11 protein-coding genes and 1 pseudogene are annotated in these 13,421 nt (G+C 66.8%); 8 read left to right on the forward strand and 4 right to left on the reverse strand.

The genetic code is table 11. The annotated features are described in order from the left end of the window. Positions 1 to 75: 75 nt before the first annotated feature. The 4 genes from gyrB to dnaA all read right to left on the reverse strand — a co-directional run bounded on the left by gyrB (position 76) and on the right by dnaA (position 6,226). Positions 76 to 2,490: a DNA topoisomerase (ATP-hydrolyzing) subunit B gene (gene gyrB, locus ABYX71_RS00210; RefSeq protein WP_372693713.1), complete on the reverse strand. Its 2,415-nt coding sequence runs from the start codon at positions 2,488 to 2,490 to the stop codon at positions 76 to 78. Positions 2,491 to 2,497: 7 nt separating this feature from the next. Continuing rightward, positions 2,498 to 3,568, reverse strand: a complete 1,071-nt coding sequence (locus ABYX71_RS00215) for a DNA replication/repair protein RecF (protein ID WP_372693715.1) — start codon at positions 3,566 to 3,568, stop codon at positions 2,498 to 2,500. 12 nt (positions 3,569 to 3,580) lie between these two features. Further along, positions 3,581 to 4,684: a DNA polymerase III subunit beta gene (gene dnaN / locus ABYX71_RS00220; protein WP_372693717.1), complete on the reverse strand. Its 1,104-nt coding sequence runs from the start codon at positions 4,682 to 4,684 to the stop codon at positions 3,581 to 3,583. A gap of 222 nt (positions 4,685 to 4,906) precedes the next feature. Further along, positions 4,907 to 6,226, reverse strand: a complete 1,320-nt coding sequence (dnaA, locus tag ABYX71_RS00225) for a chromosomal replication initiator protein DnaA (protein ID WP_372693718.1) — start codon at positions 6,224 to 6,226, stop codon at positions 4,907 to 4,909. 165 nt (positions 6,227 to 6,391) lie between these two features. On the opposite strand from dnaA, the gene rpmH reads away from it, so the two are divergent. From rpmH to ABYX71_RS00265, 8 genes and pseudogenes are all read left to right on the forward strand, one after another. After that, complete coding sequence (gene rpmH, locus ABYX71_RS00230) at positions 6,392 to 6,529, forward strand: 50S ribosomal protein L34 (protein WP_372693720.1); 138 nt, start codon at positions 6,392 to 6,394, stop codon at positions 6,527 to 6,529. Between the two features lie 2 nt (positions 6,530 to 6,531). After that, positions 6,532 to 6,882, forward strand: a complete 351-nt coding sequence (gene rnpA, locus ABYX71_RS00235; RefSeq protein ID WP_372693763.1) for a ribonuclease P protein component — start codon at positions 6,532 to 6,534, stop codon at positions 6,880 to 6,882. Further along, positions 6,879 to 7,124: a membrane protein insertion efficiency factor YidD gene (gene yidD, locus ABYX71_RS00240; RefSeq protein WP_372693722.1), complete on the forward strand. Its 246-nt coding sequence runs from the start codon at positions 6,879 to 6,881 to the stop codon at positions 7,122 to 7,124. Before rnpA ends, yidD begins: the two co-directional genes overlap by 4 nt. A 17-nt stretch (positions 7,125 to 7,141) precedes the next feature. After that, a complete protein-coding gene (yidC, locus tag ABYX71_RS00245) occupies positions 7,142 to 8,794 on the forward strand; it encodes a membrane protein insertase YidC (RefSeq protein WP_372693724.1) in 1,653 nt (550 codons plus the stop codon). Continuing rightward, positions 8,791 to 10,122, forward strand: a complete 1,332-nt coding sequence (gene mnmE / locus ABYX71_RS00250) for a tRNA uridine-5-carboxymethylaminomethyl(34) synthesis GTPase MnmE (protein ID WP_372693765.1) — start codon at positions 8,791 to 8,793, stop codon at positions 10,120 to 10,122. The genes yidC and mnmE overlap by 4 nt, the downstream gene beginning before the upstream one ends. Before the next feature lie 112 nt (positions 10,123 to 10,234). Beyond that, positions 10,235 to 11,877, forward strand: a pseudogene (locus ABYX71_RS00255) (flavin-containing monooxygenase). Positions 11,878 to 11,940: 63 nt separating this feature from the next. Continuing rightward, positions 11,941 to 12,732, forward strand: a complete 792-nt coding sequence (locus ABYX71_RS00260; RefSeq protein ID WP_372693726.1) for an SDR family NAD(P)-dependent oxidoreductase — start codon at positions 11,941 to 11,943, stop codon at positions 12,730 to 12,732. Positions 12,733 to 12,739: 7 nt separating this feature from the next. Beyond that, a complete protein-coding gene (locus ABYX71_RS00265) occupies positions 12,740 to 13,408 on the forward strand; it encodes a DUF1566 domain-containing protein (RefSeq protein ID WP_372693728.1) in 669 nt (222 codons plus the stop codon). Positions 13,409 to 13,421 lie beyond the last annotated feature (13 nt).

Here is a 13,421-nt window from a genome sequence, read left to right on the forward strand (position 1 = left end):
GAGCCGGCGCCGGCCAGCGAAACGGCCGAGAACGCCTGAGGCACGCGGCGCCGAGCGCCGCGTGCCTCCCCTCGCTCACACGTCCAGATTGGCCACTGCCAGCGCGTTCGACTCGATGAACTCGCGCCGCTGGGACACCTCGTCGCCCATCAGGGTGGTGAACATCTGGTCCGCTGCCACCACGTCCTCGACCCGCACGCGCATCAGACGACGGGTGCCGAAGTCCATGGTGGTTTCCCAAAGCTGCTCCGGGTTCATCTCGCCCAGGCCCTTGTAGCGCTGCACAGCGACACCACGCTGACCCTCGGTCAACAGCGCCTGCAGGGCCTGGCCGAAGGAATTCACCGGCCGAACCTGCTCTCCCAGGCGCAGCCAGGCGCCTTCGCCGATCAGCGTCGCCAGCCGCTCGGCCATGCCACCGATGCCGCGGTATTCGACACCGTGCCAAAACGCGGCGTCCAGGGAAAAGGTGACGTGGACTCCGTGTTCGCGCCGCGCTACCTGGAGAACGCCGGTGGCGCCCTCCTGCGTCGCCGGCAGCCAGTGCGCAGCGAATTGACCGCCGTCCTGGGTGGTCAGGGCGCTCTCGAGCCGGCTCGCCAGTGCAGCCATCTGCGCATCGTCAGCCAGGCGTTCGTCGGTCACCCGTGGCAGCGACAACAGGGCGTCCAGAATTCGCCGGTCGATGCGGCGCGCCGCGCGCTCGATCAGCTCCAGGACCGCCGTGTAGTCCTTGGCCAGGGCTTCGAAATCCTCGGCCGGCAGCGCGGACGCCTCCGCCGTCGGATGAAAGGCCACGTTCTGCAGCGCCAGTTCCAGCAGATACAGGTTCAGCGCCCGATCATCCTTCAGGTAACGCTCCTGCTTGCCCTTCTTCACCCGATACAGCGGCGGCTGAGCAATGTACAAATGACCACGTTCTATCAACTCGGGCATCTGCCGATAGAAGAAGGTCAGCAGCAGGGTGCAGATATGCGCGCCGTCCACGTCGGCATCGGTCATGATGATGATGCGGTGGTAGCGCAGCTTGTCCGGGTTGTACTCCTCGCGGCCGATACCGCAGCCCAGCGCGGTGATCAGCGTACCCACCTCCGCCGATGACAGCATCTTGTCGAAACGGGCCTTCTCGACGTTCAGGATCTTGCCCTTGAGCGGCAGGATGGCCTGCGTGCGGCGATCACGCGCCTGCTTGGCGGAACCGCCGGCGGAGTCACCCTCCACCAGATACAGTTCACACTGGCTGGGGTCCTTCTCCTGACAGTCAGCCAGCTTTCCGGGCAGCCCCGCCACATCCAGCACACCCTTGCGGCGAGTCATCTCGCGCGCGCGACGGGCCGCCTCGCGCGCACGCGCGGCATCGATGATCTTCGACACCACCGCGCGGGCCTCGGCCGGGTTTTCCAGCAGGAATTCACCGAATTTTTCGGCGATTGCCGCCTCGACCACGCCCTTGACCTCCGACGACACCAGCTTGTCCTTGGTCTGCGACGAGAACTTCGGGTCTGGCACCTTCACCGACAACACGCAGGTCATGCCTTCGCGAATGTCCTCGCCGCTGGTCTCGACCTTGGCCTTCTTGGCCAGGCCCTCCTGCTCCATGTACTGGTTCAGGGTGCGGGTGAGCCCACTGCGGAACCCAGCCAGATGCGTGCCGCCGTCACGTTGCGGGATGTTGTTGGTGAAGCAGAAGGTGGTTTCCTGATAGGAATCGTTCCACTGCATGGCAACTTCGACGCCGATATCGCCGCGCTGCTCCTGGAAGTGGAACACGGTCGGGTGCAGCGGCGTCTTGTTGCGGTTCAGGTGTTCGACGAACGAGCTGATGCCGCCGGCGTACTCGAACACCTCGTGCCGATCGACGCGCTCATCCACCAGTTCGATGCACACGCCGGAATTGAGGAACGAGAGTTCCCGAAGTCGCTTGGCCAGGATGTCGTAGTGGAACTCGATGTCCGAGAAGATCGTTTGACTGGGCCGGAAATAGACGTGGGTGCCGGTGGTTTCGGTGACGCCCTTGATAGCCAGCGGTCCCTGAGGCTCCCCGTGGCGGTAGTCCTGCTCGTGCAAGTTCCCACCGCGTCGAATAGTGAGCCGCAGGTGCTCCGAGAGTGCGTTGACCACCGACACGCCGACACCGTGCAAGCCACCGGAGATCTTGTACGAGTTGTCGTCGAACTTTCCGCCGGCGTGCAGGGTGGTCATGATGACTTCCGCCGCAGAGCAACCTTCTTCGGGATGGATGTCGACCGGAATCCCACGCCCGTCGTCCTCCACACTCACGCCTCCATCGGCGTGAATGACAACCTTCACGTTCCGACAATACCCGGCCAACGCCTCATCAATTGCGTTGTCGACCACCTCGAACACCATGTGATGGAGGCCACTGCCGTCATCCGTGTCACCGATATACATACCGGGCCGTTTACGCACCGCATCGAGGCCTTTCAGAACCTTGATGCTGGAGGAGTCATAAATCTTTTCGTCGGTCATGGCACTCTCAATTGGTTGCCGTGGTAATGGCGCCGTGTTTCACGTGAAACACGGCATCGGCGTGTTCGTTCAGGTCCGCCGTGAGCACGGGCGACGTCACGAAACGCTGTAGCGGTTGCCGAACGAGCCCCCCCAGGATTCCCGCCAAATGGTCCCCATCCAACTCGGCCGTGAGGTCGTCGAAAAACACCATCGGTTCGACATCCGGGCGAGCCGCGAGCAACTCACGTAGCTGAGCCAACCGAAACGTCAGGTAGGCAATCTTCACTTGCCCGGAGGAGCACTGCTCCAAGCCGATACCGTTCCCGTAGCCGAGCGACAGGTTCGCCCGATGCGGACCACCCCCGGTGTACCCCAGGCGCCGATCCCGGGACTCGCTCTGCCTCCAATACGCATCCAGCTCCACGCCCTCACGCCACCCGCGCTGGAGCTCAATCTTCAATGCGCCCGAAAACCCGAACTCGCTTTCCACCGCCGTCACGTGTTCCTGCAGGCGGGATAAGTACCCCTCGCGATAGGCGGACATGGCTCCACCCGCCTCCGCCAGCGGCCCCAACCACGGCTCAACCGGTTGTCCGCGGCGAAGCGCTGCGTTGCGCTGAGCGAGCGCCGCATGGTAGCGGGACCACACCGCGTGAAACTCCGGTTTCACGTGAAACACACCCCAGTCCATCACCCCACGGCGCTCGGCTCGTTCAGTTCGAAACCGTCTGACACCGTCTTGCGAAAGCACCAGGACGGGAAACGCCCGCGCGAGTTGCGATGCGCTGCGAACCACCTCGCCATCGCGCCGCAGCCGTGTCCCTGCCGCGTCGCGCTCCATCCGAATGTGTGCCCGGCGCCCGTCGTCCAGCTCAAACCACGCGCCAACACGCAGTCCCGACGCACCACGCCGGATCACCTGCGCCGTATCGCGTGTCCGAAACGAGCGCCCCGCGACCGCCAGATGAATCGCCTCGAGCATCGACGTCTTGCCGCCACCGTTTGGCCCCACCAGGACGTTTACCCCGGCCACTGGCCGCCAATCCACGGCTTCGACGCTGCGCACGTCGCGAACAATCAGTCGGGTCAGCCTCACTCGGAAAGCCGGCTACAGCCGCATCGGCATGATCACATACCGGTGCGCGCCACCTTCGGGCTCCGTGATCAGGCAGCTGCTGCCGGCATCGGACAGGTGCAGACGCACCTTGTCACTTCGAAGCGCCGTCAGCACATCAATCAGATAGCTCACGTTGAAACCAATCTCCAGCGTCGAGCCCCCATATGCCACTTCCAGCTCGTCCTCGCCTTCTTCGTTCTCGGCGTTGTTGGCTGACAGACGCAGCAGGTTGGGCTCGAGCTGCACCCGGACCGACCGATACTTCTCGTTGGCAAAGATGGCGACCCGCCCCAACGCGTCGCGCAAGGTCAGCCGGTCGATGTCCACCACCTTGTCCTGGTTGCGGGGGATCACGCGCTCGTAGTCGGGGAAACTGCCGTCGATCACCTTGGACTTGAATACCACGTCGGCGGCGGCGAGCGTCAGATGATCATCACCCACGGCCAGCCGTGCCGGGGTGTCCTCATCCGCCAGCAGACGCAACGCCTCGATGACCGTTTTGCGCGGCACGATGATGCGCCGGCTCAGTTCCGACGACACGGTCAGCGCGAGATCGGTGACGGCCATACGGTGACCGTCGGTTGCCACCAACCGTACCCGGCCGCCGTTGATTTCCAGCAGCATGCCGTTCAGGTAATAGCGCACGTCCTGCTGCGCCATGGCGAAGTGCGTGGCCTCGATCGCCCGGCGCAGGTCGCGCTGCGGCAATTCAATTTCAAAGGCGTCGCCCTTGACGTCGATCCCCGGGAACTCCGCCGCAGGCAGGGTCGCCAGGCTGAAACGCGAACGTCCGGCGCGAACGGCTGCGCGCTCGCCGCTGACCTCCAGTGTCAACACTGTGTCGTCCGGCATGGCCCGACACAGGTCGAGGAGCTTGCGTGCTGGCAGCGTGGTGGATCCCGCCGTCACACACGCCTCCAGTTCACCGGGCACCGACAGCTCCACTTCCAGATCCGTCGCGGACATGCGAAAACCTTCAGTGCTTGCGGTCACCAGCACGTTGGCGAGGATCGGCAGGGTCTGTCGACGCTCAACCACGGCGTGCGCCACCTGCAGGGGAGCCAGAAGCTGGTTGCGCTGAACGCTGATTTTCATGATCCGGGCCTCGGGGTCGGGTTCAGAGTTCTATTTTCTTTTACTAAGACTGGTAATTATTAGTCGCGTGGAAAACTGGATAAGTATAAATCCAATCGGAAAATCAGCGGCTTATAATTGACACTCGGCTGAGGAAAAAGGCATAACTCGCCCTTTCTTGCTGACCATTGGTTTTGGGTGCTCAGCTTGCGAACGCGCCGTCCACACCTTATCCACAGCCCATCAACTGGTGAGGATGCGGGTGAGGTTGGTGTAGTCCGTGCCGATGTTGTCATCATCGCGCCGCAGCGCGGCGATGCGCTCGCAGGCATGGATCACCGTGGTGTGGTCACGTCCCCCGAATGCGGCGCCGATCTCGGGCAGGCTGCTGGAGGTGAGGTCCTTGGCCAGCGCCATGCCGAGCTGGCGGGGTCGCACGAAGGTGCGCTTGCGGCTGCGTGAGGTCAGGTCCGCTGTGCGGATACGGTAGTACTCGGCCACCGTCTTGAGGATGGCCTCCAGCGTCACCTGCCGGTCCTGTGCCTTGACGATGTCCTTCAGGGCCTCACGCGTCAGTTCCAGGCTGATCGGCGCGTGGGTGAGCGTGGCGTACGCGATGACCGTACGCAGGGCACCCTCGAGCTCGCGCACGTTGGAATGCACGCGTCGGGCGATGAAGAACGCCACGTCCTGCGGGATCACCTTGCCGGCCTGCTGCGCCTTGCTGAGCAGGATAGCGACGCGTGTTTCCATGTCCGGTGGCTCGACCGCCACCGACAGCCCCCAACCGAACCGCGACTTCAGACGGTCTTCCAGACCCTTGAGGTCGCGGGGGTAGCGATCACAGCTCATCACCAGCTGGTTCTTGCTCTCCAGCATGGAGTTGAAGACGTGGAAGAATTCTTCCTGTGAGCGTTCCTTGCCGGCCAGGAACTGGATGTCGTCGACCAGCAGCAGGTCGAGGTCGCGATAGAACGCCTTGAAGGCGTCGATGCGGTTCTGTTGCAGGGCGGACACCATGTCCGACACGAACCGTTCGCCGGACACGTAAACCACGCGCGCCTCGGGCCGCTCCTTGAGCACTGCATTGCCAACGGCGTGCAACAGGTGGGTCTTGCCCAGCCCGACACCGCCATACAGCAGCAGCGGGTTGTACATGCCGCCGCAGTTTTCGCTGACCAGCAGCGAGGAAGCCCGAGCCAGCCGGTTTGACTTGCCCTCGATGAAGCTGTCGAACGCGAGGCCGGGGTCGACCACGGGGGCCGCCTTGCGTTTGCGGGGTGTTGTCGCGCCCTTCTGCCGCGCGGGTGCCGCAGACGACGTGTCGACCGGCGCGCTGCTGCCGATCTCCAGCGCCAGCGTCAGGCCCCGTTCGGCCAGCAGCTCGCGGATGCGCTCCTGAAACAGGTTGTTGACCTGATCCAGCACGAAACGGTTGGGCGCCAGAAGGTGCACCGTGCCGTTGACCAGGTTCGCCTGCAAGGGCCGAATCCAGGTATTGAAATGCTGCGGTGACAGCTCGCGCTCGAGCTGGTTCAGGCAGCCCTGCCACGTGTTCTTCAAGGAATTCCTCGACACAGATGCCGACCCGGTTCTTCGGTCCGGTACGACGGCCGCCAAGTTTACCCACAACCGGCCCCCCCGCGCCGCCATGCTGGCAGTTGACCGGGTGGCGTGTGCTGGCTATGCTTTCGCGCCTTTTGTCAGCCCAGTCCGGATGTCGCGGTCATGAAGCGCACCTACCAACCCAGCAACTTGCGTCGGGCCCGCACGCACGGCTTTCGCGCCCGCATGCGGACCGTCGGCGGTCGTAAAATCATCAATGCCCGCCGCGCCAAGGGTCGCCATCGCATCAGCAGCGTCTGACGCTGACCGGATCGGCGCCTGGCGGCGGCCGTTTCACCCGCCAGCAGAGACTGTTGACGCCGCGCCAGTTCCAGGCCGTGTTCCGGCGTGGTCGGCGTCAGCGCTTCGGTGCCCTTGAAGTGATCACCCTGCACAACGACACGGGATGGCCACGTCTGGGGCTGGTCATTCCCAAGCGTCAGGTGCGTCTGGCGGTAGACCGCAACCGGTTGAAACGCTGGATACGCGAGGCATTCCGCCACCATCAGTTGCGGTTGCCGGCCGCCGACATGGTGGTTCGCGTGCACGGTGCCGCGCTGACACACGACCAGGTGGACGCCGCGTTCGAGCGGCTGTGCGGAGGCTCGTCGTGAGTCGGCTGCTGCTGGTCGTCCTCCATCTCTATAGAATGCTGCTGAGCCCGTTCCTGGGCCGTCATTGTCGGTTTCACCCCAGCTGCTCGGGCTATGCCCTGCTGGCCATACGCCGCTTCGGCGCCTGGCGTGGCTGTCGGCTGACGGTGCGCCGGCTGTTGCGCTGTCATCCCTGGCACCCGGGGGGCGTCGATCCGGTGCCCGAGCACTGGCCACCGCGCCTCGTCCCGACACGTCGCTGAATCAATCCGGAACTCTCATGGAAACCGTGCGGCTCGTGCTGGTGACCCTGCTGCTGGTCATCACCTTCTTCATCTACCAGGCCTGGCAGGCGCAGCGCCCGCAGCCGGCGCCGCTACCCGTGGCCGAGCAAAGCACCGTGCCGACTCCGACAGGAGAGCCAGCGGCGACGGTAACGGCGCCCGCCGCCGAGCCGGCACCGACCATGCCGCAGGCCGCCGCGGTGCCGACAGGTCGCACGATCGACGTCCGCACGGACGTCCTGACGGTGCAGATCAATACCGCTGGTGGCGACATCAGCCGGCTCGAGCTCGCCGACTACCGCGCCAATGCCCGCGACCGGTCGCCGCCCTACACCATGCTCGACACCGCCTCGCCGCGGCTGTTCTACCCGCAATCGGGCCTGCTTTCCGGCGATGGCGCGCCGGCGCCCACCCATGAGGCGACCTTTGACGCCGCCGCCGACAGCTACCGCCTTGATGCCGGGCAGGACCGGCTCGAGGTGCCGTTGACCTGGCAGGACGCCGGCGCCGGCGTGTCGGTGCGCAAGGTCTACACCTTCCGTCGCGGTGCCTACGATGTGGAGCTGCGCTACGAAGTGAGCAACGACGGTGCGCAGCCCTGGCAGGCCCAGCCGTACGCGCAATTGCTGCGCCGCAAGGGGGCGGACGCCCAGGGCAGCATCTTCATGCCGGCTTCGTTCCAGGGCGCGGTCTACTACAGCACTGTCGACAAGTACAACAAGGTCGGCTACGACGACATGCGCCAGGCGCCGCTGGCCGCCACGCTCGACAACGGCTGGATCGGCCTGAGCGAGCATTACTTCCTGGCGGCCGTGCTGCTCGATGGCGAGCGGCCGGCGCAGTGCTACACCAAGGCGCTGGCCGAGGAGCGTTATTTGGCAGGCTGCATCAGCGGTCCGCTGCGTATAGAGCCCGGCCAGTCGGGCAGTTGGCAGACCCGTCTGTACGCCGGTCCCAAGGCGCAGGATCGCCTCGAGGACGTGGCCGAGGGCCTGGCGCTGACCGTCGACTACGGCAAGCTGACGGTCATCGCCCAGCCGGTGTTCTGGCTGCTGAGCACCATTCACGGCGTGGTCGGCAACTGGGGCGTGGCCATCATCCTGGTGACCTTGCTGATCAAGCTGGCGTTCTACCGCCTGTCGGCGGCCAGCTACCGGTCCATGGCCCACATGCGCAAGGTGCAGCCGAAGATCATGGCGCTGCGCGAGCGCTACAAGGAAGACCGCCAGCAGCTCAACGAGAAGATGATGGAGCTGTACCGCACCGAGAAGATCAACCCGCTCGGCGGCTGTCTGCCGATCCTGGTGCAGATTCCGGTGTTCATCGCCCTGTACTGGGTGCTGCTGGAAAGCGTGGAGCTGCGCCATGCGCCGTTCATGCTGTGGATCCAGGACCTGTCCGGTGCCGACCCGTACTACGTGCTGCCGGTGCTGATGGGCGTGTCGATGTTCGTGCAGCAGCGCATGACGCCGATGATCGGCATGGAACCGATGCAGCGACGCATCATGCTGGCCATGCCGCTGGTGTTCACGGTGTTCTTTGCCCTGTTCCCGGCGGGTCTGGTGCTGTACTGGTTCGTCAACAACGTGCTGTCGATCGCCCAGCAGTGGTTCATCAACCACCAGTTGGAGCGCAAGGCCGCGGCCTGAGCGTGCCTGCCGACACCATCGCTGCCATCGCCACGCCGCACGGGCGCGGCGGTGTCGGCATGGTGCGGATATCCGGGCCGGCCGCCGCCACCATCTGCCGCACCCTGACCGGCCGTCTGCCGCCGCCGCGCCAGGCGCAGCTGGCGACGTTTCGCGACGCCGGCGGCGAAGCCATCGATCACGGCCTGTGCCTGTACTTCCCGGCACCGCGCTCGTTCACCGGCGAGGATGTCGTGGAGCTGCACGGTCACGGCGGGCCGGTGGTCATGGACCTGCTGCTGGCGCGCGTGCTGGCGCTAGGTGCGCGCCAGGCGGCGCCGGGCGAGTTCAGCCAGCGGGCGTTTCTGAACGACAAGCTGGACCTGGCGCAGGCGGAGGCTGTGGCCGATCTCATCGTCGCCGCCAGTGCCAGCGCCGCGCGCGCCGCCCTGCGCAGCCTGGACGGTGCCTTCTCGCACACCGTGCGGGCACTCACCGAGCGCCTGATCAGCCTGCGCGTGCAGATCGAGGCCGGACTCGACTTTCCGGACGAGGAGCTCGAACTCGACGCCGACGGCGCGTTGACTCGGGCGGCGGATGCCCTGGCGCGCGAACTGGAGGCCCTGGTGGCGCGCGCCGGCGAGGGTCGTCTGCTGCGCGAGGGCCTGACCGTGGTGCTGGCCGGCGCGCCCAACGTCGGCAAATCCAGCCTCCTGAACGCGCTGGCCGAGCGCGAGGCGGCCATCGTCACCGCCATTGCCGGCACCACGCGCGACGTGCTGCGCGAGTACCTGGCCATCGACGGTCTGCCGCTGCACCTGATCGACACCGCCGGCCTGCGCGACAGCACCGATCCGGTGGAGCAGGAAGGCGTGCGCCGCGCCCGCGCCGAGATCGCCGGTGCCGATCACCTGCTGTTCGTCACCGAGGCCGGCGATCCGCCGCCACCGCCGGCCGACTTGCTGGCACAGGCCGCCGCGGTGACCCGTGTCATCAACAAGATCGACCTTACCGGCGGTGCGCCGCGCCGCGAAGCCGGCGCCGGCTGGACCGACATCCATCTTTCGGCACGCAGCGGCGCCGGCCTGGACCTGCTGCGCCAGCACCTGAAGACCTGCGCCGGCTACGGTGGTGGCGAGGGCCTGTTCAGTGCCCGGCGCCGTCATGTCGAGGCGCTGCGCGCCGCCGCCGGCGCCACCGCCCGGGCGGCCGGGCTGCTGGCCGGTGGCGCCGAACTGGCGGCCGAGGAGCTGCGTCAGGCACAACGGGCGCTGGACGAGATCACCGGCGAGTTCGGCAGCGACGATCTGCTCGGGCGCATCTTCAGCACGTTCTGCATCGGCAAATAGGCCGGTCGCGGCCAGATTTGGCGGCCGCCGTTTCCGGCGCGCCGCCGGCGGGTGTATGTTGCGGTGCACGGTAGGCCTGACCGACCGGTCAAAAACGCCTGGAGGAGCGCCCATGAACCACCCGCGTCCGCACCCCACGAGGCCGGATTTCGACGTCGTCATCGTCGGCGCCGGCTTTGCCGGTCTTTACATGCTGCACCGCCTGCGCGAGGCCGGTTTCACGGCGCGCGTGTTCGAGGCCGGCGACGGTGTCGGCGGCACCTGGTACTGGAACCGCTACCCCGGCGCGCGCTGCGACATCGAAAGCGTGGACTATTCCTACTCGTTCTCGCCCGAGCTGGAGCAGGCGTGGGAATGGTCGGAACGTTACCCGCGGCAGCCGGAAATCCTCGCCTACCTCAATCATGTCGCCGACCGGTTCGACCTGCGCCGTGACATCGCCCTGAACACCCGCGTCACCGCCGCGCACTTCGACCAGGGCGCCGGCCTGTGGCGGGTCGAGAACCACCGTGGCGGGCGCTGCACCGCGCAGTACTGCGTGATGGCACCGGGTGTCTGTCGGTACCCAAGGCGCCCGACCTGCCGGGCATCGAACGCTTCGCCGGCGCCACCTACCTCACCGCGGCGTGGCCCAGGGACGGCGTCGACTTCACCGGCCAACGCGTGGGCGTGATCGGCACCGGCTCCACGGCCATCCAGGTGATCCCGCAGGTGGCCCGCCAGGCCGAGCACCTGACGGTGTTCCAGCGCACCGCCAATTTCAGCGTGCCGGCGCGCAACGGGCCGCTGGCGGCGGCCGAACAGCAGCGCGTCAAGGCCGATTACCCCCATCGCCGCGCGCTGAGCCGCCAATCGCTGTTCGGCATTCCCGTCGCGCTCCCGGACACGCCACGGCGCACGCGCGACATTCCGCCCGCCGAGCTCAACCAGACGCTCGAAACGCTGTGGGCGCAGGGCGGCGCCATGAGCCTGCTGGCCGCCGCGCCGGACGTGCTGGTGGACCCGGAGGCCAACGCGCGGGTGGCCGAGTTCGTGCGCGGCAAGATCCGCGCCACGGTCAGCGACCCCAGGGCGGCCGAGCTGCTGTGTCCCACCAGCCACCCGCTGGGGACCAAGCGCCTGTGTCTGGACACCGACTACTACGAGACCTTCAACCGCGACAACGTGACGCTGGTCGACCTGCGCGCCACGCCCGTCGAGACGCTCACCGAGCACGGCCTGCGCACCCGCGACGCCGAGCACCGGCTCGACGTGCTGATTCTCGCCACCGGCTTCGATGCCATGACCGGCGCCCTGCTGGCCATGGACATTCGCGGGCGCGACGGTCGCAGCCTGCGCGAGGCATGGGCGGACGGCCCCCACACCTACCTGGGCCTGGCCAGTGCCGGCTTCCCGAATCTGTTCCTGATCACCGGCCCGCAAAGTCCGTCGGTGTTCACCAACATGGTGATGTCGATCGAGCAGCACGTGGACTGGATTGCCGACTGCCTTGCCCACCTGCGTGCCCGCGGCATCCGCAGCATCGAGGCCAGCGCGCCGGCGCAGGCACAGTGGGAGGCGCACGTCGCGGCGGTGGCCGACGCCACGCTCATGCCGCAGGCCGACTCCTGGTACGTCGGCGCCAACGTGCCCGGCAAGCCGCGTGTGTTCATGGCCTACCTCGGCGGTCTTGGGCCGTACCGGCAGCGCTGCGACCAGGTGGCGGCCCAGGGCTACGCTGGCTTCGAGCTCACGCCGGCGGCGGTCGCGGTTTGAAGGGTCGCTGAAAACGGGCATTCTTGCCGCCCGTTTCAACGCGCCCCACTACAAGGAGGCCCCATGGACCTGCAACTCACCGGCAAGCGCGCACTGGTCACCGGCAGCACCGCCGGCATCGGTTATGCCATCGCCGTCAGCCTGGCGCGCGAAGGCGCCGAGGTCATCCTGAACGGCCGCACGCAGGCGGGCGTCGACGAGGCGCTCGGCAGCCTGCTCGGCGACACCGGCGTGCTGGCGACCGGCTTCGCCGGCGATCTGGGCACGGCGGACGCCTGCGCCGCGCGGGCGGCGCAGCATCCGGACGTGGACATCCTGGTCAACAACCTCGGCATCTTCGACACCAAGCCGTTCGAAGACATTCCGGACGCGGACTGGCAACGCTTTTTCGACGTCAACGTCATGGCCGGGGTGCGCCTGGCGCGCGCCTACCTGCCCGCCATGCGCGCACGCGACTGGGGCCGCATCGTGTTCATTTCCAGCGAGAGCGCCATCAACATCCCGGCCGAGATGGTGCACTACGGCATGACCAAGACCGCCCAGCTGTCGGTGGCCCGTGGTCTGGCCGAGTCGCTGTCCGGCACCGGCATCACCGTCAACAGCGTGCTGCCGGGACCGACGCGCTCGCGTGGCGTGGCGGGATTTCTGGAAAAAATGGCTGCCGAGTCGGGCCAGCCGGTGGCGACCATCGAGAAGGAATTCTTCGAGCGCGCGCGGCCGAGCTCCCTGATCCGTCGTTTTGCCGAGCCGGCCGAGGTGGCGGCCCTGGTCACCTACGTGGTCAGCCCGCTGGCCAGCGCCACCACCGGCGCCGCCTTGCGTGTGGACGGTGGCATCGTGCGCAACCCGTTCTGAGATCACCGTGGCCGAAGGCCGATCGTTCTGGTCCAGTCTGCCGGGAATCCTGACCGCGCTGGCCGGCTTGCTGACGGCGCTGGGCGGACTCCTGCTGGCGTTTCGCGACAGTGGCCTGATCGGCGTCTCGACACCGGAGCCGCCCGCGCAGCCGCCAGGCATCGAAGCGGCACCGGACACCGGACCGGCGCCGCTGGCCTTGCGTGGCGTGGCAACCACGCTGACTCCGGAGCGTCTGGCGAGGGCGTTCGCCCAACGCGGCCTGTTCGACCGGATGCTCAACCCGGCGGGAGCGGGCGTCGCCAATCGGTTTGCCACCGAGCTGCACGGTGACGACGCCATCATCCGTGATGCCGCGACCGGTCTGGTCTGGCAGGCGGGCGGCAGCGCGGGGCTCACCTACGCGGCGGCCGAATCGGCGCTCAAGACCATGAACGAACAGGCCTACGCCGGTCACCGCGACTGGCGTCTGCCGACGGCCGAGGAAGCCGCGTCCCTGCTGGAGCCGGTGGCCCGGAACGGGCGGCACATCGATCCGGTGTTCGGCAGCGGGGTCAATTTCATCTGGACCGCCGATCGCAGCCCGGATGGCCGTATCTACGTGGCGTACTGGGTCGACGGAGGCCTGTCGCGGGAGCGACCGGCCTTTCACGCCTGGCTGAAGGCGGTTCGCTGACGCCCGTCCGGCA

This window comes from Immundisolibacter sp., assembly GCF_041625615.1.
GTDB lineage: Bacteria > Pseudomonadota > Gammaproteobacteria > Immundisolibacterales > Immundisolibacteraceae > Immundisolibacter.

Bases quoted from the DNA above. Each gene is read 5' to 3' on its own strand.
- gyrB (WP_372693713.1), bottom strand. From the start codon at position 2,490: ATGACCGACGAAAAGATTTATGACTCCTCCAGCATCAAGGTTCTGAAA.
- ABYX71_RS00260 (WP_372693726.1), top strand. From the start codon at position 11,941: ATGGACCTGCAACTCACCGGCAAGCGCGCACTGGTCACCGGCAGCACC.
- rpmH (WP_372693720.1), top strand. From the start codon at position 6,392: ATGAAGCGCACCTACCAACCCAGCAACTTGCGTCGGGCCCGCACGCAC.
- yidC (WP_372693724.1), top strand. From the start codon at position 7,142: ATGGAAACCGTGCGGCTCGTGCTGGTGACCCTGCTGCTGGTCATCACC.
- dnaN (WP_372693717.1), bottom strand. From the start codon at position 4,684: ATGAAAATCAGCGTTCAGCGCAACCAGCTTCTGGCTCCCCTGCAGGTG.